The 21714-nt window shown below is 70.1% G+C and carries 20 protein-coding genes; 3 read left to right on the forward strand and 17 right to left on the reverse strand.

The features are described 5' to 3' along the window. Positions 1-7 precede the first annotated feature (7 nt). The 3 genes from HUN08_RS15255 to HUN08_RS15265 form a co-directional block, all read right to left on the reverse strand. The gene (locus tag HUN08_RS15255) at positions 8-679 is read right to left on the reverse strand and encodes a histidine phosphatase family protein (protein ID WP_124247125.1); all 672 of its coding nucleotides are present in this window, start codon (positions 677-679) and stop codon (positions 8-10) included. Continuing rightward, entirely contained in the window at positions 676-2022 is a 1347-nt protein-coding gene (gene hemL, locus HUN08_RS15260; RefSeq protein WP_124247124.1) for a glutamate-1-semialdehyde 2,1-aminomutase, read from the reverse strand. The genes HUN08_RS15255 and hemL overlap by 4 nt, the downstream gene beginning before the upstream one ends. 91 nt (positions 2023-2113) lie before the next feature. After that, positions 2114-3022 carry an SGNH/GDSL hydrolase family protein gene (locus HUN08_RS15265; RefSeq protein WP_301546753.1) on the reverse strand — a complete coding sequence of 303 codons (909 nt, stop codon included), beginning with the start codon at positions 3020-3022 and terminating at the stop codon, positions 2114-2116. Between the two features lie 70 nt (positions 3023-3092). On the opposite strand from HUN08_RS15265, the gene HUN08_RS15270 reads away from it, so the two are divergent. Further along, positions 3093-5075 carry an acyl-CoA dehydrogenase gene (locus HUN08_RS15270; RefSeq protein WP_124247123.1) on the forward strand — a complete coding sequence of 661 codons (1983 nt, stop codon included), beginning with the start codon at positions 3093-3095 and terminating at the stop codon, positions 5073-5075. A gap of 17 nt (positions 5076-5092) precedes the next feature. On the opposite strand, the gene HUN08_RS15275 is transcribed toward HUN08_RS15270, so the two are convergent. The 11 genes from HUN08_RS15275 to HUN08_RS15325 form a co-directional block, all read right to left on the reverse strand. Continuing rightward, entirely contained in the window at positions 5093-6541 is a 1449-nt protein-coding gene (locus tag HUN08_RS15275) for an amidohydrolase (RefSeq protein ID WP_301546754.1), read from the reverse strand. A 102-nt stretch (positions 6542-6643) separates the two neighbouring features. Next, a complete protein-coding gene (locus HUN08_RS15280; protein ID WP_124247122.1) occupies positions 6644-7177 on the reverse strand; it encodes a DUF3093 domain-containing protein in 534 nt (177 codons plus the stop codon). After that, positions 7170-7790, reverse strand: coding sequence for a hypothetical protein (locus tag HUN08_RS15285; RefSeq protein WP_124247121.1), 621 nt, complete (start codon positions 7788-7790; stop codon positions 7170-7172). The genes HUN08_RS15280 and HUN08_RS15285 overlap by 8 nt, the downstream gene beginning before the upstream one ends. Before the next feature lie 9 nt (positions 7791-7799). Continuing rightward, positions 7800-8789 (reverse strand): porphobilinogen synthase, encoded by a 990-nt coding sequence (gene hemB / locus HUN08_RS15290; RefSeq protein ID WP_124247120.1) that lies wholly within the window; start codon positions 8787-8789, stop codon positions 7800-7802. 10 nt (positions 8790-8799) lie between these two features. Then, positions 8800-9762, reverse strand: coding sequence for a GTP-binding protein (locus tag HUN08_RS15295; RefSeq protein WP_124247119.1), 963 nt, complete (start codon positions 9760-9762; stop codon positions 8800-8802). After that, entirely contained in the window at positions 9762-11390 is a 1629-nt protein-coding gene (locus HUN08_RS15300; protein WP_301546755.1) for an amidohydrolase family protein, read from the reverse strand. The genes HUN08_RS15295 and HUN08_RS15300 overlap by 1 nt, the downstream gene beginning before the upstream one ends. Positions 11391-11513: 123 nt before the next feature. Continuing rightward, positions 11514-13184, reverse strand: coding sequence for a bifunctional uroporphyrinogen-III C-methyltransferase/uroporphyrinogen-III synthase (locus tag HUN08_RS15305; RefSeq protein WP_124247117.1), 1671 nt, complete (start codon positions 13182-13184; stop codon positions 11514-11516). Between the two features lie 42 nt (positions 13185-13226). After that, a complete protein-coding gene (hemC, locus tag HUN08_RS15310) occupies positions 13227-14156 on the reverse strand; it encodes a hydroxymethylbilane synthase (protein ID WP_124247116.1) in 930 nt (309 codons plus the stop codon). After that, on the reverse strand, positions 14153-15520 hold the full coding sequence (locus HUN08_RS15315) for a glutamyl-tRNA reductase (protein WP_124247115.1): 1368 nt from the start codon (positions 15518-15520) through the stop codon (positions 14153-14155). The genes hemC and HUN08_RS15315 overlap by 4 nt, the downstream gene beginning before the upstream one ends. Positions 15521-15527: 7 nt before the next feature. Further along, on the reverse strand, positions 15528-16184 hold the full coding sequence (locus HUN08_RS15320; protein WP_124247114.1) for a redox-sensing transcriptional repressor Rex: 657 nt from the start codon (positions 16182-16184) through the stop codon (positions 15528-15530). Positions 16185-16257: 73 nt separating this feature from the next. Then, positions 16258-16506, reverse strand: a complete 249-nt coding sequence (locus HUN08_RS15325; protein WP_124247113.1) for a glutaredoxin family protein — start codon at positions 16504-16506, stop codon at positions 16258-16260. 95 nt (positions 16507-16601) lie between these two features. Here HUN08_RS15325 and HUN08_RS15330 point away from each other — a divergent pair, with 95 nt between their 5' ends. Together HUN08_RS15330 and HUN08_RS15335 are read left to right on the forward strand one after the other, a co-directional pair. Next, a complete protein-coding gene (locus HUN08_RS15330) occupies positions 16602-17756 on the forward strand; it encodes an HAD family phosphatase (protein WP_124247112.1) in 1155 nt (384 codons plus the stop codon). A 135-nt stretch (positions 17757-17891) separates the two neighbouring features. Then, positions 17892-18974, forward strand: a complete 1083-nt coding sequence (locus HUN08_RS15335; RefSeq protein ID WP_124247111.1) for a hypothetical protein — start codon at positions 17892-17894, stop codon at positions 18972-18974. A gap of 91 nt (positions 18975-19065) precedes the next feature. Here HUN08_RS15335 and HUN08_RS15340 read toward each other — a convergent pair whose 3' ends face one another. The 3 genes from HUN08_RS15340 to HUN08_RS15350 form a co-directional block, all read right to left on the reverse strand. After that, positions 19066-20196, reverse strand: coding sequence for a lysophospholipid acyltransferase family protein (locus HUN08_RS15340; RefSeq protein ID WP_174900945.1), 1131 nt, complete (start codon positions 20194-20196; stop codon positions 19066-19068). A gap of 142 nt (positions 20197-20338) precedes the next feature. Then, on the reverse strand, positions 20339-21400 hold the full coding sequence (locus tag HUN08_RS15345; RefSeq protein WP_124247109.1) for an NAD-dependent epimerase/dehydratase family protein: 1062 nt from the start codon (positions 21398-21400) through the stop codon (positions 20339-20341). Positions 21401-21453: 53 nt separating this feature from the next. After that, positions 21454-21555 (reverse strand): AURKAIP1/COX24 domain-containing protein, encoded by a 102-nt coding sequence (locus tag HUN08_RS15350; protein ID WP_003402602.1) that lies wholly within the window; start codon positions 21553-21555, stop codon positions 21454-21456. Between the last annotated feature and the right edge of the window lie 159 nt (positions 21556-21714).

Consider the following 21714-nt stretch of genomic DNA (forward strand, 5'->3'; position numbering starts at 1 on the left):
GTCACGCTCACGCCCCCATGACCATCGGGTCGGAGGCGCCGGCGGGCTCGGAGTAGACGATGTCGATCAGCGCGTCGCCGTCGTAGACGAGGCTGGTCACCGAGGCCAGCGAGCACTGTCGCTGGCGCGGATCGTGCCAGAGCCGCTGGCCTTCGAGGAAGCGCCGCAGCGTGTAGACGGGCAGCTGATGGCTCACGCAGACCACCTCGTGACCGCGCGCGGCGTTGCGGGCGGTCGTCGCGGCACCGAGCATCCGGTGCGCCAGCTGGATATAGGGCTCCCCCCACGACGGGGTGAACGGATCGCGCAGCTTGGGCCAGTGCCGCGGCTTGCCGAGCACGCCGTCGCCGCCGATCGACACCTTCAACCCCTCGAAGACGTTGTCCGCCTCGATCAGGTCGTCGTTGGTGACGATCTCCAGGCCGTGTGCCGCGGCGACCGGGGCCGCCGTCTCCTGGGCGCGCTGCAGCGGGGAGGCGAATACCGCGGTGATGTCGTGGTCGGCGAGGGTGTCGGCCACCGTCTGCGCCTGCGCGCGGCCGGTGTCGGACAGCCGGAAGCCGGGCAGGCGGCCGTAGAGGATGCCGTCCGGGTTGAAGACCTCGCCGTGGCGCATCATGTGCACGACGGTCTGCTCACCGGTGCGCTGCCCGTTGCCGCGCCTGGTCTTGTCGGTCATCGGTTCTCCCCCTGTGCTGGCGCGGACGCCGCCGCGGCGGCCGCGGCTGGCAGCGCGGCGGCGATGGTCTCGAAGGCGTCGTCGTCGAGGGCGGTGGAGACGAACCACGCCTCGAAGGCGCTGGGCGGCGGGTAGACCCCGGCGTCGAGCAGCGCGTGGAAGAACGGGGCGAACCGGTGGGTCTGCGTGGCGCGCACCCCGTCGTAGTCGGTGATCGCGACGTCGGGTTGATCGGTGAAGAAGACGCTGAACAGGTTGCCCGCGTACTGGACCCGATGGCTCACGCCGGCGGCGCTCAGCGCATCGCCCACCAGCGCGCCCACCCGCTGCGCGTTGGCGTCGAGCGTCGCGTAGGCCGCCGCGTCGGCGGTCCGCAAGGTGGCCAGACCGGCGGCGACGGCCACCGGGTTACCCGAGAGCGTCCCCGCCTGGTAGACCGGGCCGGTCGGCGCGAGGTGGGCCATCACGTCGGCGCGACCGCCGAACGCCGCGGCGGGCAGCCCGCCGCTCATGACCTTGCCGAAGGTGTAGAGGTCGCCGCCGATCCCCTCGAGACCGAACCAGCCGGCCGGGCTGACCCGGAATCCGGTCATCACCTCGTCGATGATCAGCAGCGCCCCGTGCTTGGAGCACAGTTCCCGCAACCCCGCGTTGAATCCGGCGCCCGGGGCGACGGCTCCCATGTTCCCGGCGGCGGCCTCGGTGATCACCGCGGCGATCTGGCCGTCGTACTCCTCGAAAGCTGCGGCAACGGCGGCGAGGTCGTTGTAGGGCAGCACGATCGTGTCGTGCGCGGCGGCACCGGTCACTCCGGGGGAGGTCGGCAGGCCGAGGGTTGCGACGCCGGACCCGGCCGCGGCCAGCAGGGCGTCGACGTGGCCGTGATAGCAACCGGCGAACTTGACGATCTTGGGGCGCCCGGTGAACCCGCGGGCGAGGCGGACCGCCGACATCGTGGCCTCGGTGCCGGAGTTCACCAGCCGTACCTGCTCGACGGGGTCGACGCGGGAGACGAGTTCCTCGGCGAGTTCGACCTCCGCCCCCGTCGGCGCGCCGAAGGAGAGCCCGCCGGTCGCGGCAGTGCGCACGGCGTCGACGATGGCCGGATGCGCGTGGCCGAGGATCATCGGACCCCACGAGCAGACGAGGTCGACGTAGACGTTGTCGTCGACGTCGGTCAGCCGACAGCCCTGCGCCGAGGCGATGAACCGCGGGGTGCCGCCGACGGCGGAAAAGGCGCGCACGGGCGAGTTGACCCCGCCGGGGATGACGTGGCTGGCCCTGGTGAACAGTTCCGCCGACGCGGCAACAGCATTCGCACGTTGGTCGGGGTGAACAGTCACGGCCTCCAGTGTGGCAAAGACCCCGGCCAAACCCCAATTCGCTCAGCCGCGTCTAAGGTACGGGCGCCGGGTGACGGCAATGGCCCGGCGGTCAGCGCAACGCCGCCGTCACCGCGTCGGCCATGGCACGCTGACCTGCGGCGTTGGGATGCACGGTGGTTCGGATGCGCGATCCCATCATCGGCTCCACCCACCGCTGCTCCAGCCCCGCACAGGCGTCGTGCCCCTGCGACACCGACCACATGTCGACGTAGGTCGCGCCGTGGGCCCGCGCGGCCGTCGCGATTGCCCGATTGAGCCGCACCGCCACCTCGTTCACATAGGCCACGTCGCCCGTCGCGATCCGCATCACCGGAAAGCAGCCGCGGTGTTCGGGCAGGATGCGCGGATACCCGACGACGAGCAGCCGGGCATGCGGCGCACGGCGGTGGACGAGGGCGACGGCATCGTCGAGCGCGGGCGCGACGTCGTCGTCGACCCGCTCGTCGAAACCGTTCCCGAACTTGGCGCGGCACGGCTGGCCCAAGAGGTCGTCGACAGCGGCCGACGCGCAGTCCGCGACCACGTCGGCGAACAGGCGGTCGTCGTTGCCGCCGATCAGGAGCGTGACCAGTTCGGTCCGCGCGCCCAGCACGTCGACCTGCGGGGGTACCCCGAAGAACTGGTCGGTACTCAACGCGGCCGTCGTCGCCGCCCCGCAGGAGACGTCGGCGAAATCGGCCGGCGCGACGCCGCGACGGGCGGCGACGAGCCGGCCGAAGTTGAGTTGGGAGCGCAGACACATCGCCGGCGAATCCGGCACCGTGGGATCGATCCCGGAACCCGCCGCGAAACTGTCACCGAGATGGGCATAGCGGGCGCCGGCGGACTGGGTGGGCGGCGTCCCCGTCGACCGGTCCGACGCGGGCGCGGCGGTGCGGTCACCGTCGTCGCCGCAGGCACCGACCAGTACCGACACCGCGGCCACCGCAGCGATGATTGCCGTCCGCCCGATCCGCACATCGTCGAGGGTAGGCCGCCGCCGGTCCGGTTAGGCCACCCCAACCCCGCTTTGCGCATACGGTAGGAGCATGGCTGCCGAATCGGACACCGAGACCCCCGACCCGACGACCCCCGACCAGCACACCGACAAGACCACCGTCGACGGTCTGCGCGCCGCACTCGACGGTCCGTGGGCCCAGACCCGCGACGAATTGCGGGAGGCCCTCAACCGGCGCGACCTGCTGGCCGACCCCGCCCTCGACCTCGGACCCGCGCGGGCGAAGATCCTCGCCGAGATGAAGGAGCTCGCATCGCACAACTTCGCCGCGGCCGGGTTCCGCACCGAGCACGGCGGCACCGGCGACGTCGGCAAGGCCATCGTCGGGATCGAGATGCTCGGCTACGCGGATCTTTCGCTGATGGTCAAGTCGGGCGTGCAGTGGGGGTTGTTCGGCGGGGCCGTCGAGAACCTGGGCACCGCGCGCCACCACGACAAATACGTCGCCGACCTCATCGACCTGAACCTGCTCGGCTCCTTCGGCATGACCGAGACCGGGCACGGCTCCAATGTGCAGGCGCTGGAGACCACCGCGACCTATGACCCGGCGACGCGGGAATTCGTCATCGACTCCACCACCGAGCTGGCCCGCAAGGACTACATCGGCGGGGCGGGTGAGCACGCGACCGTGTCGGCGGTGTTCGCCCAGCTGATCACCGGTGGGCCGGGCGAGGAGCCGCACAGCCGCGGCGTGCACTGCTTCTTCGTCCCGATCCGGGACAAGAACGGCAAGGACCTGCCCGGTGTCACGACGTCGGACTGCGGCTATAAGGGTGGGCTGCGCGGCGTGGACAACGGCCGCATCATCTTCGACAAGGTCCGCATCCCGGCGGAGAACCTGCTCAACCGCTACGCCGACGTCGCCGAGGACGGCACCTACCAGTCGCCGATCGAGAGCGACAACCGCCGCTTCTTCACCATGCTCGGCACGCTGATCCGCGGCCGCGTCTCGGTCGGTGCGACGGCGGGCGCTGCTGCCCGCAAGGCGCTGACCCTGGCGATCCGCTACGCGTTGATCCGACGGCAGTTCGACGCCCCCGACTCCACGCACGAGGTGACGATCCTCGACTACCGCGCCCACCAGCGCAAACTGCTGCCGCTGCTGGCGAAGTCGTATGCGGTGGCGTTCGCGCAGAACGAGTTGACCGCCGAACTCCACGACGTGCAGTCGCTGGACCCCGACGACGTCGAGCCGCACCGCCAACGCCTGCTGGAGAGCTGGGCCGCCGGCCTCAAGGCCTACGGCAGCAGCCACGCCAGCCACACCATCAACGTGTGCCGTGAGGCCTGCGGCGGCGCCGGCTACATGGACGAGAACCAGCTGCCCATCCTGCGCGGCGACATCGACGTGTTCACCACCTTCGAGGGCGACAACACGGTGCTCACCCAGCTCGTCGGCAAGGAGATGCTCGGCCTCTACTCCGAGGAGATGCGCGGGCTCAACGCCGCCGGGTGGGTCAAGTTCGTCGCCGGTCTCGTCGGTGACGTGGTGGCCGAGAAGACCGCCGTGCGCCAGGTGGTGCAGACCCTGCTCGACTCGTCGGACGAGAACCCGGACAAATCCGATCTCACCGACCGGGCGACGCAGATCCGGCTGTTCCGCAACCGCGAGGACCACCTGCAACGCACCTGTGCGCAGCGCCTGCGTCGCGCGGCCGACGCCGACGACCCGTTCGCCGTCTTCAACGACGCGCAGGACCATCTGTTGAAGGCGGCCAACGCCCATATCGAACGCCAGGTGCTGGAGAGCTTCATCCAGGCCATCGACGACTGCGACTCCAAGTCGGCGGCCGAGTTGCTCGGCAAGGTCTGCGACCTGTTCGTCTACTCGGCGCTGGAGGCCGACCTCTCCTGGTTCCTGATGCACCGCCACGTGTCGGTGGAACGCGCCAAGGCCATCCGACGCGGGGTCAACGAGCTGTGCGAAGACCTGCGCCCGCATGCCCGCGGTCTCGTCGACGCCTTCGGTATCCCCGAGGAACTCCTCGTCGCACCGATGCTCGAGCACGGCTGAGAGTTCCCCGGGTCGGACTACTTCTTGCCCAGGAGGTCGAACATCGCGTAGGAGGCGAGCTTCGCGCCGTGCGGGATGGCGGCCAGGTCGACCACGTAGTGCGGGTTGTGCGCGTAGGGCATTTCCTTACCCGCTTTGCGCGTCTGCGCATACACCTCGGGATCGGCGACGCCGACGAACATGTAGTTGAGTTCGATGTCCTCGTGGGGGCCCTTGAGCAGATGGGCGTCCTCCGAACCCATCCCGGGCGGGAAGTCGGTGATCACCTTGTCCTCGCCGAGGATCGCCCGGAACATCTTGGCCTGCGACAACGCGAGCGCATCGGAGTTGACCAGCGGCGTCGACCCGCCCTTTTCGGTGTATACCGGCATGAGGTCGTCGCCGACGTTGTAGGTCCGCGCGATGCCGTCGGAGACCGCGTGAATCCCCTTGAGCAGCGTCTCGCGCACGGCCGGCGAGAACCAGCGGGTGTTGATCTTCAACGTCACCGACTCCGGGATGACGTTGTTGTCCGCACCGCCCTGCACCGAACCGACGGTCAGCACGGCGGTCTCCTGGGGAGTCACCGTCCGCGAGACGACGGCCTGATACTGGGTGATCGCCATCGCCGCCATGAGCACCGGGTCCTTGGTCAGCTGCGGCATCGAGCCGTGGCCGCCGACACCGCGGAAGGTCACGTCGAGCTGGTCGGTGCCGGCGAGCTTCGTCCCCGGCGAGGACAGCATCATGCCGATCGGCGCCGGCGCCGTGTGGAGGATGACGATGGCCTCCGGCTTGGGCATCTTGTCGTAGAGGCCGTCGTCGATCATGGCCTGGGCGCCGGTGATCGTCTCCTCGGCGGGCTGGCCGATCAGCACCGCCGTGCCCGCCCACTTGTCTTTCAGCTCGACGAGCACCTGTGCCATCCCCAGCATCCACACCACGTGCGCGTCATGGCCGCACATGTGGGCGACGGGGACCTCCGCACCGTCCTGTCGCACCACCCGCACCTTGCTCGCATAGTCCAGGCCGGTTTCCTCGGCGACCGCGTTGGCGTCCATGTCGGCGCGGTAGGCCACCGTCGGGCCGTCGCCGTTGCGCAGGATCCCCACGACGCCGGTCTTGCCGATCCCCGTCTTCACCTCGAAGCCCAGCTTGCGCAGCCCGTCGGCGAGGATCTTCGACGTCCGCTCCTCCATGAACGCGAGTTCCGGATTCTGGTGGATGCCTTTGAAGATGTCGACCAGGCGGTCCTTCTCGCCGTCCACCACGGCGTCGACGGCCGCGACCGTCGCGGGCGGGACGACGCCGTGCGAGATGGTCTTGGTCATGTCGACTCCTTGCGGTGCTGCGGAGGGGGCGGAGGTGAGACCGAGATCCTCGTCGTCGCCGCGACTGGCGATCTCGTTGACCGCGACCACGCCGACGGGAACGGCGGCCGCGGCCGCCGCAATCGAGATCATCTGACGGCGGCTCAAGTCGGCCAATTCGTTCTCCTAGGATTCACCGCTGCCGGGAAGTGGCGTGGCAGGTTGACTGTTGAAACTGCAATCTTGGGCTCGGTGAAACTATACCTGCGCGGAGTCGGCCTACAGCCCCATCTGCACGGCCATGTGGGCCTGGGTGAGTTCGGTGCGCAGGCGGTCGACGTCGCGGGCCCAGGCCTGCGCGAGCTTGCCGCTCGTCGTCTTGATTCCGATGCCCTTGCGACCGCGCGGCACGGCGGGCAACTCGCCCAGGGCCGGCGCCTTCTGCCAATCCTCGACGGCACTGCCGCGGGCCTCGGGATAGATCACGGCGATGTCGGACAGGTTGATCCGACGAGTCCCGCAACGCAGCGTCTTATCGGTCAGCTCGACACTGGCGTAGGTGCGGGCGGCGGTGATGAACATGTAGGCCGAACCCGTGATGATGACGAAGAAGATGCCCATCACCACCCAGTGGACCTGTCCCGGTCCGAGGATCTCCATGAGGAGGATGGCGCCGATCAGCACCGGGCCGATCGCCATCGCCCACCAGCCGCTGCCCGGCTCGGCGAACAGTACCTCGCCGACGTCCTCGGGGACGGGTGTGAGCGAGCCCTGCTCCTCGTCGGATGGCTCCTGCTCCTGGGCGTCACTCACGCGGACCTCCCGAATCCTGCTGCGGCGGCAGCTGTGGCGGCATCGGCCAATGTCCGACGGGTGGCTGCGGCGTCCGGGCCGCGGCGCGGAACTCGGTCATCTCACGACAGTAGGTGTCCGCGTCGCGGCGCATCAACATGAACAGGGCGAAGAGCGCGCAGGCCCCGGCGATGATCTCGGGCGCCTGCGTCCAGGTGCGCGGGCCGAAGAAGGCCATCAGCGCCCCGACGACGACATAGGCACTCAGGCCCGACAGCAGCAACCGCGCCCAGTTGCGCCCGTCGCGGACGAAGTACATGGCGACCAGCGCGATCGCCGCGCCGATGACGACTCCGACCACCAGCGAGGCGATGACCATGCCGGTGGAGCTCATCAACTCGAGCGACCGGCGCTCCGCGTCCGGTGCGTCCTTGGGCAGCTTCTCCGCGTATTGCAGCACCGTGTCGCGGGCCGTGCGATAGGAGCCGATCTGCGCGACGGACAGCGCCGCGATGACGACGAGCCACAGTTCGGTGGCGATCGCGATCGAACCCGCGAGCACCGGCCGATCCGGCTTCGGATCGACCGGCCGTGGCTGGCCCGGCTGCGGCGCCCAGGGTTGGGGAGAACTCATGGTTCCAGGCTACTGATCGCGCAGCCATCCGGCGGCCTCGGCCGCCCAGTAGGTCAGCACGATCGACGCGCCGGCGCGCCGGATGGCGGTCAGCGACTCGGTGACGGCGGCCCGGCGGTCGATCCAGCCGCGCTCGGCGGCCGCGGTGATCATCGAATACTCGCCGCTGACCTGGTAGGCGGCGACCGGGACGGTCACGTCGGCCGCCACGTCGGCGAGGATGTCGAGGTAGGCCATCGCCGGTTTGACCATCACCATGTCGGCACCCTCTGCCAGGTCGAGGTCCAGTTCGCGCAGCGCCTCGGCGCGGTTCGCCGGGTCCTGCTGGTAGCTGCGACGGTCACCGGTCAACGAGGAGTCGACGGCGTCGCGGAACGGCCCGTAGAAGGCGGACGCGTACTTGGCCGTGTACGCCAGCAGCGCGGTATCGGCATATCCGGCCTCGTCCAGGGCGGTCCGGATCGCGGCGACCTGGCCGTCCATCATTCCGCTGGGCCCCAGCACGTGCGCACCGGCGCGCGCCTGCGCGACCGCCATCGCGGCATACCGCTGCAGCGTCTCGTCGTTGTCGACGCGACCGGCGGAGTCGAGCACGCCGCAGTGACCGTGGTCGGTGAACTCGTCGAGGCAGGTGTCGGCCATCAGGACCGTCGAATCGCCGAGGTCGGACCGCAGCGCGGCGAGCGCCCGGTTGAGGATTCCGTCGGAGCGGTCGGCGCCCGACCCGACGGCATCCTTGTCCTCCGCCCGCGGGACGCCGAACAGCATGAGGCCCCCGACCCCGGCCGAGACGGCCTCGGCGGCGGCGGCGCGCAGCGAATCGACGGTGTGCTGAACGACTCCGGGCATCGAAGAGATCGGCTTGCACTCGGCGATCCCGTCGGCGACGAACATCGGCAGCACCAGGTGCCGCGGCGCCACCTCGGTCTGCGCTACGAGGCGGCGCATCGCCGGGGTCGTGCGCAGGCGGCGCGGACGGATCGTTGGTTCGGGTGTCACAGCGTCGAGCCTAGTCGTGCGCCCCGCCGACCGGTGCCGACGTCAGCGCGGCCCGCAACCCGTCGGCATCGACCGCGCCGCGCGCGCCGATCAGAACGAGCCGACTGCGCGGCACGTCGTCGGCACCCCATTCCCCGCCGACGACGATGCGCGCCTGGCGGCCGGTGGCCTGCAGGATGCACCGGGACCGCGGCACCTGGGACAGGTACACCACGCCCTTGACCCGGTACACCCCTTCCGGGACCCGGGAGAGGATGGCTTGCAGGCGTGCGAGGTCGAGCGGTTCGTCGATCTCCACGAGCGCCGACTCGAAGACCGCCCCGGCCTGCCCCGATCCGTTGCCCTCATCGGCGATGTCGCCGTCGGGACGTTCCAGCCCCAAGACCACGTCCAGCGGCACCTGTGCCTCGACCGCGTTGATCGTGCGGGCCCGCGGCGCCGTTCGCCTCACCTCGTCGGCGCGGACGGTCAACGTCTCCTCGTCGACGGTGTCGGCCTTGTTCAGCACGACCAGGTCGGCGACGCCGAGCTGCCGCGCGACGAGACCGGCGACCGCCGGGTCGTCGTCGATACCCGCCCCCGCGTCCACCACCGTCACGACGCCGTCCGTATAGGCGTGCCGCGCGACCTCCTCGTCGGCGAGCAGGCGCAGGATCTCGCCGGGGTCGCTGACCCCCGACGCCTCGACGATGATCGCCTCCGGGGCCGGGTCGCGCAGCACGACGCGACGCAGGGCCGCGAGGAATCCGGCGGCTGTGCTGCAGCAGATACAGCCGTTGGCCAGCGCGACCACCTCGTCGCCCGCGACGCCGCCGAGCAGTTCGGCGTCGAGGTTGATCTCGCCGAAGTCGTTGACCAGGACCGCGAGCCGACGGCCGTTCGCCTGGGTCAGCAGCGAGTTGAGCAACGTCGTCTTGCCCGCGCCGAGGAATCCGCCGACCACCGTCACCGGGACCGGCGCCCGATCCCCCACTATTTCGCGTCGCGACGAATCGGCTTGCCCGGGCGGGCCTCGGCGATCCGATTGCCGTCGGCGATGATCGGCGTCCCGTTCACGACGACGTGCCGCATCCCGGTGGACAGCTGGGCCGGTTGGGTGAACGTCGCGTTGTCCTTGATCGTGTTCAGATCGAAGACGATGACGTCGGCGTCGGCCCCCACCTGTAGGCGGCCCTTGCGCCGCATCTGCGGCACCGACGACTCAAGGACCCGGGCCGGGAAGAGACTGGTCTTGGCGAGCGCGTCCGGCAGCGGGATCACCTTGCGCTCGCGCACATACTGCGAGATGAACTTCGAGAAGCAGCCGGCCGAGCGGGGATGCGCGAACGCCCCCTCGGGCAGCGGCCACACGTCGCCCTGCACCACCCGCCCGGTGGTGTCGATCCACGGCATCCCGTCCGAGGCGATCGAGCCGCCCGGGTACAGGACACTGGCGTCGAGGATGTCGCCGTCGCCCTGCGACTGATCCGGGCGCAGGAAGTGGATGACGATCGTCGTGCCCGGGGCTTCCTTCTGGAGCTGGTCGATCTCGGCCTGCGTCAGCGGCCTCCCGTTGAGTTCCATCCAGGAGGCGTCGGGCACTCCCCAGCGCTGCACCCAGTCGTCACCCCGGAACTGCTCGGCGCCGACCGTCGACGACCCGGCGCCGAACGGGTAGGCCTCGACGGTGACCGGTGCACCCGCGGCCTGCGCACTCTTCACGAACTCGACGCAGTCGTGCCCGTCGCGCGCCGACGTCGAGTTCAGGTGGCAGATGTGCATGTGGGCCCCGGTCGACGTGGCGATGGCGACCAACTCCCCCAGCGCCTCGAACGTGCTCTGCGGCTCGATGACCGAGAGGTAGCGCACGTGCGTGTAGGTGGGCACCTCGTAGCGCTTCGCCAGCTTGGCCAGCGCCCAGTACTCCTTGCGGTTGTTGCCGGGCGCGTATCCGGCGTTGATACCGATGCCGAGGCCACCCTCTTTGAGGCCCTGCTCGACGCGCGCGATGATCGCGTCGATCTCCTCCGGCGTGGCCAGCGAGTTCTGCCACCCCGGCTTGGCGAACGCGGCCTGGAACCATTCGATGGTGCCGTCGGGCTCGAGGCCCTCCTTCTCGGCGATCCGGGCATAGGTCCACGCGGCCGAGGCGCCGTAGTTGATCGGACGCCCCTCCTCCGCGACCAGTTCGTAGTACCGCGAGATGGGCAGCAGCCCGGATTCGAGTTCGAGCGCCGTGGTGACACCGTCGAAGGCCTGCACCCACGCGGCAGGCAACTGCTGGCCGTGGGCGTGCAGGTCGATGAATCCGGGGGCGACGACCTGTCCGTCGGCATCGATGGATTTCGGCGCGTCGAGCGGCTGCTCGGAGATCGAGGCGATCTCGCCGTTCTTGATGCCGATGTCGCGCACGCCGTCGAGCCCGGTTTCCGGGTCGACCACCCGTCCGCGGCGGATCACGAGGTCGTAGGGGCCGGGCCGGTTCGGCTCGAGGACCTTCTTCGTCGAGGGCCCCGGCTGAGCGCCCGTGGGCTGACCGTCGTCATCGGTGGAACAGGCTGCGACGGCCGGCACGACGGCGGCGGTCACCGCTGCCGCGGCGAGGAATCCCCGTCTGCTCACTCCACGAATCTGTCCCTGCTGGCCCACTGCGCTCTCCTTCGACGGCTCCCGATCACACCTGACCCGGGGGCCAACGCTACCCCGAACCCATGCGGAGTCGGGCAAGCGAGAAGCGCGGGGCCGTCAGGACCGCGAGCGGCGCGACTTCTTCCGCGGCGGGGGCAGTGCACCCTCGGCGCGCAGTCGCGCGGCGTGGGCGGCGAGGGCCTCGACCAGGTCCGGCACGGACGCGGTCTCCGGGCGCACGTCGACGCGCAGCCCGAACTCGACGGCGGTCTCGGCCGTCTTGGGTCCGATGCAGGCCACGATGGTCCGCGCGTGCGGCTTGCCGGCGATCCCGACGAGGTTGCGGACCGTCGAACTCGAGGTGAAGCAGACCGCGTCGAAGCCGCCGGTCTTGATCATCTCGCGCGTCTCGGCGGGCGGCGGTGCCGCGCGCACGGTGCGGTAGGCGGTGACGTCGTCGATCTCCCAGCCGCGTTCGCGCAGCCCCTCGGCGAGGGTCTCGGTCGCGATGTCGGCCCGCGGCAGCAGCACGCGGTTGACCGGGTCGAAGACCTCGTCATACGGCGGGAAGTCCTCGAGCAGGCCCAGCGACGACTGCTCGCCGGACGGGATCAACTCGGGCTCGATGCCGAAGGCGCGCACCCGCTCGGCGGTGGCCTCGCCGACGCAGGCGATCTTCACGCCGGAGAACGCACGGGCGTCCAGACCGAACTCGGCGAACTTCTCCCAGACGGCGCGCACCGAGTTCGTGGAGGTGAACACCACCCACTGGTAGCGGCCGTCGACGAGGCCCTTGACGGCGCGCTCCATCTGGGCTGGCGATCGCGGCGGCTCGACGGCGATGGTCGGCACCTCCTTGGGGATCGCGCCGTGCCCGACGAGGCGTTCGCTCATCTCGGCGGCCTGCTCCTTGGTGCGCGGCACCAGCACGGTCCAGCCGTACAGGGCCCGCGACTCCCACCAGGAGAGCTTGCCGCGCTGGTTGACGACCTTGCCGATCGTCAGCAGCAGCGGGCCGACGAGTTCGCCGCCCAGCTCGGCCGCCGTCTCCAGCGTGGCCTCGATGGTGCGCTGGGCACAGGTGGTGCCGTTGACGGTGATGGCCACCGGGGTGGACGCGGACAGGCCGTGTTCGACGAGCGAGGCGGCGGCCTGCGCGAGGTGGCTGGCGGTGCCGTGCAGGACCAGCGGCGCCGGGGCGGCGGCGAGGCCGGCCCAGTCCACGTCGCCGCGCATGTCGGCGACGGTGTAGCCGGAGCCGAGCGGCATCCCCGCGTAGCTGGGGACGACGGCGGCCGCGGGCAGCCCGGGCAGCACCTCGAAGGTGACGACGGTGCGCGCGACGGCGGTGACCTCGGCGAGAACCGCGTTCGAGGTGAGGGGGTCTCCGGCGACGACGCGGACCACGTCGACACCGGTCTTCGCCGTGGTGACGAGCGTCTTGGCGACCTCGGCGGGTTCGCCGAGCGCGGGATGGACGTGCACCGGGCTGGCGGTCGCCTCGTCGGCCTCGTCCGGCTGCGCCTCGTCGGCCGCGGCCCTGGCCGCCTCCGCCGCCGCGTCGACGTCGGCCTTCGCCTTCGACCGGCGCGCGGTGGGCGCGGCCTCGGGAAGGTGTGTCCGGCCGATCAACTCGACGACGCCGCTGGGGACGTCGGGATCGATAAAGGCGGTGGTGGCGTTCACCAGGGCGCTGCGCGCGCGCACCGTCAGCAATTCCGGGTCACCGGGCCCGGCGCCAACGAACAGGATCCGCCCCGGGGTGACCTTCTTAGTCGTCCGGCTCATCAGTCGCACTCTCCTACCCCCTACGGGGTGGTAGTTCGTCTGCTAGGCCAGAAGCGACGCGGCTCCTGACTCCAGCATTTCCGCTGCGAGCGCGCGCCCCACGTCGGCCGCCTGCGCGACCGGCCCGACCACCGAACTCCGGATCACATCGGATCCGTCGACGGCGGCGACCGCCGCGCGCAGCGACAGCTCGAGGAAGATCCGACCGTCGTCGTCGAGTGACTCGACGACCTCGGCGTAGGCCCCCACCGGCGCGGTGCAACCGGCCTCCAGGGCCGCCAACAACGCGCGCTCGGCATCGACCGCGGCACGAGAGGACGGATCGTCCAACGTGGCGAGCGTGCTCACCAGCTGGGCATCGTCTGCGCGGCATTCGACAGCCAGGGCGCCCTGAGCCGGTGCCGGTAGCAGCACCACCGGGTCGAATGCCTCGGCGACCTCGTCGGTCCTGCCGATGCGAGCCAACCCGGCCCGGGCGACCACGACTGCGTCGAGTTCACCGTTGGCGACTTTGCCCAACCGAGAATCAAGGTTGCCTCTTAGGGGGCGAATTTCCAAACCGAGACCCAATGCTCTAAGCTGCGCGATCCGTCGCGGGGCCGACGTGCCGACCGTCGCCCCGACCGGCAGCTCGCCCAACACCCGATTTCCGGCGCTGACCAGGGCATCTCTGGCATCTTGACGCGTCGGGACGGCCGCGATCACCAGGTCGTCCTCGGGGGCGGTCGGGAGATCCTTGTACGAATGCACCGCGACGTCGATCTCGTCGTTGCGCAAGGCGATGCGCAGCGCGGTCGTGAACACACCGACGCCGATCTGCTCCACCGGCGCGGCCGAGAGATCCCCCTCGGTCTTGATGATGACCAGCTCCGCGGGGTGCCCGGCATCGACTAGGGCCTGCGCGACGTGGCCCGCCTGGGTGGTCGCCAACAGTGAACCGCGGGTCCCGATGCGCAGCACCGGTGGCGTCATCGATGACCGTCCCGGTCGGCCTGTTCGCCCAGTGCGGCCGGCTCGACATCCGGCGCGGCCACCGACTCGGCGGCACCCGGGCGCAACTCGAACAACTCGCGCAGCGCCTCGGCGTACTGATCGCCGTTGGCCGTGGCCGCCAGCTGTTTCACGCGCACGGTCGGCGCGTGCAGGAGTTTGTCGACGACGCGGCGCACGGTCTTGGCGACCTCGTCGCGCTCGGCGTCGGACAGGCCGGGCAGCCGCGCGTCCAGCCGCATGATCTCCGCGTCGACGACCTCGCTGGCACGTTGGCGCAGCGCGGTGACCGTCGGCGTCACCTCCGCGCGGCGCTGGGCGGCGAGGTAGTCGGCGAGCTCGGCCGCCACGATGGCGCGCGCCCCGACGACGTCGGCCTCGGCGGCCTGTGCCTGCGAGTCGCCGCGCAACCCCTCGATGTCGATGAGTTCGACGCCGGGCAGCCGCGCGGCCGCCGGATCGACGTTGCGGGGCAGTCCGAGGTCGCAGATCACCAGCGGCGTCGTGATGGTCCGTGCGGCCAGCGCGTGGTGTACCTCGGCGACGGTGACGACCGAGCCCACCGAGCCCGAGCAGGTCATCATCACGTCGGCCTGCGCCATCGCCGCGGGCAGCGCGTCGAGTCCGACGCCGACGGCGGTCACGCCCGGGTGGTTGGCGTTGATGTTGTCCGCGAGCCGCTGGGCCCGCTCGACGCTGCGGTTGACGATCGTGATCTGGTCGACGCCCTCGCGCGCCAGGTGGGCGGCCGAGAGCCCGCCCATCGCACCGGCGCCGAGGACGACTCCGCGCCGGGCGTGCGCGCCGACGGAGTCGAGCACGCCGTGGGCCCGGTGCAGGGCCACCGAGACCACCGAGGCCCCGGCCCGGTCGATACCGGTTTCGGTGTGGACGCGTTTGCCGACGCGCAGCGCCTGCTGGGCCAGCTCGTGCAGGACCCGGCCGGCGGTGCGGTGGGCGTCGGCGCTCGCATACGCGCCGCGGATCTGGCCGAGGATCTGTTGTTCGCCGACGACGAGGGAGTCGAGCCCGGCGGCGACGGTGAAGAGGTGTTCGGCCGCCGACTCCGAGTAGCGGACGTAGGCGTGCGCGGTCATCTCGTTGATGCTCAGGCCCGAGTGCTCGCCCAGCACGTTGCCCACGGCTTCGAGCGCGGGGTGGAAGGCGTCGACGACGGCGTAGATCTCGATGCGGTTGCAGGTCGAGACGACCATGGCCTCTGACATCGTCGGCGCGGCTAGCAGCTTGTCCACGATCTTGGGCCGATCGTGCTCGGATATGGCCAACCGCTCCAGCACCCCGACCGGGGCGCTGCGATGCGAAACGCCGAACAACAGCACACTCACAACGGATTCACCTGTTCCCCGCCGCTGCGAAGGACAGCAGCTGTAGTTCCAAGGCTAGGTCAATCTGCCGGATCGACAGGCCGTCTTGGGGTGTCAGAGACACCGGCGTGACATTGAGGATCTGCTGCACACCCGCCGCGGCGAAGGCGTCGCACGCCGGTTGGGCGTCGTGGTCGCCGGTCGCGATGACCCCGATGTCGAAGGGTTCGCCGTCGGCGCCGAGCCGCGCGATCTCCGACAGCGGCGCGATCACCGGGCCGTCGACGTCCAGGCGGGTGCCGACGAGGGCCGGATCGTCGTCGAAGAGGGCGTTGACGGCGAACCGCGGGTCGCGGGCGGTGTGTGCCAGCAGGGCGCGGCCGAGCGAACCGACCCCGGCCAGGGCCACGACCTGCACGGCGTCGCTGTGCAGCGCGGTCGCGACGGTGGCGATGAGTTTGTGGACCTGGTAGCCGACTCCGCGGACGCCGTGCCCGCCGACGTAAGAGAGGTCCTTGCGCAGGATGAGCGGGTTGACTCCGGCCGCCTGCGCCAGATCGGCGCTGGAAATGACCGTGACGCCGCGCTCGGCGCGCTCGCGCAGCGCGGTCAGGTAGTTCGCCAAACGAGCCACCGACGGGCCGGGAATCTTGGCCGTCGGTCTGCCGTGCGACAGCGACGTCATTGGTCCAGGGTATCCAGTCGCCGTCGAGGGTCCGCCTCAGGGGCCGCTGGCGCCCCCGTTGCGCCGTGTGCGGCTACCGCGCGAGATCGGCGCGCAGCCGCGCCTCGTCGACGGTCCAGTAGCTGTGCTCGGCCCCGTCCAACAGGACGACGGGGAGCCGGTCGCCGAACTCGCCGCGCAGTGCCGGGTCGCCGGCCGCGGCCTGCGCGTCGACGTCCAATTCGTCGAACCCGACGCCAAGTTCGCCGCAGATGCGCGCCAATTCGGTCCGGGCCGTCGCGCAGGCGGAGCACCCCTCGCGGGTCAGCAACACGATTCGCATGTCGCCCTCCTCACGTCCCTCAGTCTGCCATTGCGGTTAATCTGGGTGAGGCAGCCAGACTATGGCGACCTCCAGCGACCACCGGAGTGAGCGACGTGAGTGACCAGGCCAACGGGGCGCCGGAAGATTTCCCCATCCGGGATCGTGATCTGGATCCCGAGCCCGACGCCGCCTATGACCCGGGTGCCGACCCGGATTTCGAACCGGAAGCGCAAGCAGACGAACCGCACCCGGAGACACCCGAACCCGCCGACGTCGTCGACGACGACGACGATGACGATGACGCCGACGACACGACCGACGGGGAATCCCGGGAGGCGGAATCCGAGGGCGACCGGCGCGTCCGCGAATGGGTGTCCGTGGCGGGCGGGCGGTTCCGCCAAACCGCCGCCGAACTGCGCCAGAACCTCGCCGGCGAGGCGGCCGCCAAGGCCGCGCTGGAATCGCTGGCACAGCGCGCCGAGACCCGCCCGGACGGCGCCGATCTGACCGCCGCGGCATTCTTCGACGTCGACAACACGCTGGTCCAGGGCGCGTCGATCGTGCATTTCGCCCGCGGCCTCGCCGCCCACAAGTACTTCTCCTACAGCGACGTCACCTCCGCGCTGTGGGCGCAGATCAAGTTCCGCATCACCGGCAAGGAGAACGCCGAGGACGTGGCGCAGGGTCGCGACAAGGCGCTGAGCTTCATCGCCGGGCGGCCCACCGCCGAACTCGTCGAACTCGGCGAGCAGATCTACGACGAGTACATCGCCGACAAGATCTGGCCGGGCACACGGGCACTGGCGCAGCGGCATCTCGACGCCGGGCAGCAGGTGTGGCTGGTGACCGCCACCCCGGTCGAGTTGGCCCAGACCATCGCGAACCGCCTGGGGCTCACCGGCGCACTGGGGACCGTGGCCGAGTCCGAGGACGGCATCTTCACCGGACGCCTCGTCGGCGACGTGCTGCACGGGCTGGGCAAGGCGCACGCCGTCCGGTCGCTGGCGATCCGCGAGGGGTTGAACCTGCAGCGGTGCACCGCCTACTCCGATTCCCACAACGACGTGCCGATGCTCTCGCTGGTGGGAACCGCGGTCGCGATCAACCCGGATTCGGATCTGAAGGAGATCGCCAAGGTGCGCGGGTGGGAGGCCTACGACTTCCGCACCGCCCGTAAGGCCGCAAAGTACGGTGTGCCGACCGCGGTCGCCCTCGGGGCCCTCGGCGGCGGTGCCGCCGCCGCATTGCGACGCGGTCGCAGGTCCTGAACTGGGCAGATAGCACCGGCCAACAAATCCTACACCAGTCACAAAATTCCTACACGAGTAACAGATCCTTGATCTCGCAAGGTACTTCCCGAATTCTCAACCGCTGGAACCGAATTGGGGACTAAGGTCTCGCTCGTGAAGCCGATTATCACTGGAGTGATGTCGCTGGGCATTGCCGCCAGCCTCCTGTTACCCGTTACGACCGCCGCCGAAGCCGCGAGCCCGGCCAACCACCGACAGGGCCATCGCGGCCCGGTATCGGTCCCCTCGCCGCGATGGACGTTCATCCCCGCCGACAAGACGTCGGCACCGCTATTCCGCTCACTTCCCGGACTACCCGTGGGCGCCACCCCCGTGGCGGAGACCAAGCCCGGGCAGCCCGGCCACTCGTTCAAAGATCCCAAGAACCCGCCGGTGCCCTACGGCTATTCGACCAACGAGAAGGAGCAGGCCGAGGCCGGTGCGCGCGCCGGAGCGATGCGCGGCCTGGTCGACGGGGCGATCGCCGGCGCCATCACCGGCGGCATCATCGGCGCACTCCCGGGTGCCGCCGTCGGCGGTGTCATCGGGCTGCCGGTCGGCATCGCCCTCGGTACCGCCATCGGACTCCCGCTCGGGACATTCGTCGGCACCGCCATCGCCACCCCGATCGCGACGGTCATCGGCGGAGCCATCCCCATTATCGGGCCTCTGATCATCGCCCCGGCGATCATCGCGGCCGGCGGTGCCATCGGCGGCGTCGTCGGTGCCATCGGCGGCGCAGTCGTCGGCGGTGTCGCGGGCGTCGTCGTCGGCGCCATCATCGGCGGAACCGCCGGATTCCTCGTCGGCGCCCTGATCGGCGCGCCGATCGGTGCCCTGTTCGGTGCCGCCGGAGGCGCGGCCCGCGGCTACGCCGACGGTGTCGACCGGGCCCGCCGGTACAAGAACGACCTGGACTACCGCCACCAGCGTCTCCACATGCGGATGCGCCACGAGAAGAAGGCCCCGACCCGGGCGACCACCATGCAGGCCGGGGTCGGGCTGCCCGGTGCCCCGGCCGTGACCTTGCAGCTGCCCAAGCCGGTCGCCAAGCAGGTCACCGACGCCCGGCTGGCCAGTGCGAACCGCGGCGTGCAACGGGCCATCGCCGACATGCAGCGCAACCCGCAGCGCGGGATGGACGAACTGAACAAGTCGGCCCTCGACCTGGGCCGCGCGCTCGGCGTCGTGCGCTAGCGGAGTCCGCACCGACAAGAAACTCGCCGTCCCGATGACTCATCGGGACGGCGAGTTCCTCTGTATGGGTAACCGGGCCTGCGGCGGGACGTCAGCCCAGGTAGACGCTGCCGCGGCGGCTGAGCATGCGGAACAGCGTCTGCTGGATCTCCTCGCGCACGTGGTCGGTGAGGTCGAAGACCACCAGCGGGTCGTCGGCTGCCGCCTCGTCGTAGATGTCGGTGGCGATCGGCTTGCCGAAGTGGATATGCCACTTCGACGGCAGCGGGATCACGCCGAGCGGGCCCAGCCAGGGGAACAGCGGGGTGATCGGGAAGTAGGGCAGGCCCAGGACCTTGGCGAGCGGCTTGAGGTCGGCGAGCATCGGGTAGATCTCCTCCGACCCGACGATCGACACCGGGATGATCGGGGCGCCGGTGCGGATGGCGGTGGTGACGAAGCCGCCGCGACCGAAGCGCTGCAGCTTGTAGCGGTCCCGATACGGCTTGCCGATGCCCTTGTAGCCCTCCGGCCACACCGCGGTGAGTTCACCGGCGCGCAGCAGGTGCTCGGCGTCGTTGTTACACGCCAGCGTCGCGCCGATGCGACGGGCGACCTCGCCGATGAACGGGGAGTCGAAAGCCATGTCGGCCGCCAGGATTCGCAGGTGGCGATGCCGCGGGTGGTTGTCGTGTACCGCCACCGACGTCATCAGCGCGTCGATGGGGATCGCGCCGGCGTGGTTGGCGACCAGGAGCGCTCCCCCGTCGTCGGGGAGGTTTTCGATACCGGAGACCTCCACCCGGAACCACTTGTCGTAGACCGGGCGGATCGCCGGGAACCACACCGAGTCGGTGAAGTGCGGGTCGAAGCCGAAGTCGTCGACCTCGTAGTCGCCCGCGAGGCGCTCGCGCAGGTAGCCGGCCGTCCCGGTGAGGGTGTCGGCGATGCCGGTGCGCAAACCGTCCAGGCTCAGCAGCGGACTGGGCTTCGACGGCCCGACGTGCTCGACCCCCAGCGACTCGTTGTGGATGCGGGCATCGTCGCTGATCGGCGTGACCTCGGCGGCCTCGCTGCCGAAGCCGTCGGTGTTGGGATGTCCGGCCTGCGACGGGTGGCGGCGCTTGCCCGACTGGCGCCGCGCCGCGGCATCGGAGACGGGTGCGGAACCCGGCGTCGCGTACAACTGGATGACTTTCGCCGTCCGCGGATCGGAGGCTCGGTTACCGGACACTGGATTCACCCCGTTTCATGCGCGAGACCCGAAAATTCGACGCGATTGCGCCATTGCCCTCCAACCTTACGGGCCGCCCCGCGCCAGCGGGAGTGTTGGACCCGACCCGTAGGAAAGATCACATCGCCCGTTCAGGCAATCGGCTGGCGAATCACAGCAACTGGTGTGCCGTGGAGACCAGCCGATGCTCCAGGTCGCGCCAACGCTGCGGGGCGATCACCATGTCGGAGGCGCCACGTGCGATGAAGTCGTCGAGGGTTTCATTCGTCGTGAACCGGGGCTCGAACCCCAGGGTGGTGCGCATCCGCGAGTTGTCGACGACGCGGCCGTAGGTCAGGTAGTCCATCTGCGACGAGCGCAGTCGCGCGGATCGGACGTCGGAGAAGACGCCGGTGATCGGGGTGACCAGGCCGGTGGGAACCGGCAACTCGATGCGGCCGGCTCGGCGGATCGCCTGCGTGAGGGTGATGACGCCGTCGCCGGCGATGTTGAACGTCCCCGCGGGCGCGGCGAGCGTGATGTGCTCGAATGCGGCGAGCGCGTCCTCCTCGTGGAGGAACTGCAAGCGCGGCTGGTAGCCGATCACCGTCGGCACCACCGGGGTGGAGAGGTAGGAACCCATCCGCGTCTCGATCTGCGGGCCGAGGATCGCCTGGTAGCGGGCGATGGTGACGCCGATATCCGGCCGGCGCCTGGCCAGTCCGCGCGCGTACCCCTCGATGTCGAGGAGGTCGCGGCCGTATCCGGCGGTCGGCTCGCGCACCGCGCGATCCCCCTCGCTGAAGGCGACGGGGTCTTTGCTGCTCGCGCCGTAGACCATCGCGGTCGAGCGCAGGACGAGGCGCTTCACCGACGGGCTGCGCTGACAGGCCGCGCAGACCTGCATGGCGCCGACGACGTTGAACTCCTTGATCGCCGCCGAATGGGCGGTCATATCCATGATGGAGGTCGCCGCGTGGACGACGGTGTCGACCTCGTGGGCGGCGATCGTCTTCGCGATCACCGGGCGCCGGATGTCCAGGCGCAAGAATTCCGCGCGCCCCATCCGGCGCAGCAGCGCCTTGCTGGGAACGCGCGAATCGACCGCGAGAACCTTCTCGATCTCGGGGTTGGCGGCCAGCCGGGCGACCAGGTGGCCGCCGAGGAAGGTCGACGCACCGGTGACGAGGACGACGCGCGGGACGGCCGCCTCGGTCTTCGTTTCGTCAGCCATGCGGGTTGCCCCTTACGCCACTAGATGTTCCGACAGGCGGTCGCCGTGATCGCTTACTTGCCGAGTTTGCGCCGCTGAACGCGGGTGCGGCGGAGCAGCTTGCGGTGCTTCTTCTTCGACATGCGCTTGCGGCGCTTCTTGATCACAGAACCCATGGGAACGCTTCCTAACGTTTGCTCATTCTTCTCCGCGGAGCGGCCGCGGCGGGAATGCCGCTACTTTACCGGTCCGCCGGGGACCGGCCCTAATCGCCCGCTGCTAATCACACTGATCGCCCAACCGCCGCACGATGTCGACACGACGGAACCCCGGCC

This window comes from Gordonia sp. X0973, assembly GCF_013348785.1.
Classification (GTDB): domain Bacteria; phylum Actinomycetota; class Actinomycetes; order Mycobacteriales; family Mycobacteriaceae; genus Gordonia.

Bases quoted from the DNA above. Each gene is read 5' to 3' on its own strand.
- HUN08_RS15255 (WP_124247125.1), bottom strand. From the start codon at position 679: ATGACCGACAAGACCAGGCGCGGCAACGGGCAGCGCACCGGTGAGCAG.
- HUN08_RS15270 (WP_124247123.1), top strand. From the start codon at position 3,093: ATGGCTGCCGAATCGGACACCGAGACCCCCGACCCGACGACCCCCGAC.
- HUN08_RS15285 (WP_124247121.1), bottom strand. From the start codon at position 7,790: ATGAGTTCTCCCCAACCCTGGGCGCCGCAGCCGGGCCAGCCACGGCCG.
- HUN08_RS15305 (WP_124247117.1), bottom strand. From the start codon at position 13,184: ATGAGCCGGACGACTAAGAAGGTCACCCCGGGGCGGATCCTGTTCGTT.
- hemC (WP_124247116.1), bottom strand. From the start codon at position 14,156: ATGACGCCACCGGTGCTGCGCATCGGGACCCGCGGTTCACTGTTGGCG.
- HUN08_RS15320 (WP_124247114.1), bottom strand. From the start codon at position 16,184: ATGACGTCGCTGTCGCACGGCAGACCGACGGCCAAGATTCCCGGCCCG.
- HUN08_RS15325 (WP_124247113.1), bottom strand. From the start codon at position 16,506: ATGCGAATCGTGTTGCTGACCCGCGAGGGGTGCTCCGCCTGCGCGACG.
- HUN08_RS15345 (WP_124247109.1), bottom strand. From the start codon at position 21,400: ATGGCTGACGAAACGAAGACCGAGGCGGCCGTCCCGCGCGTCGTCCTC.
- HUN08_RS15350 (WP_003402602.1), bottom strand. From the start codon at position 21,555: ATGGGTTCTGTGATCAAGAAGCGCCGCAAGCGCATGTCGAAGAAGAAG.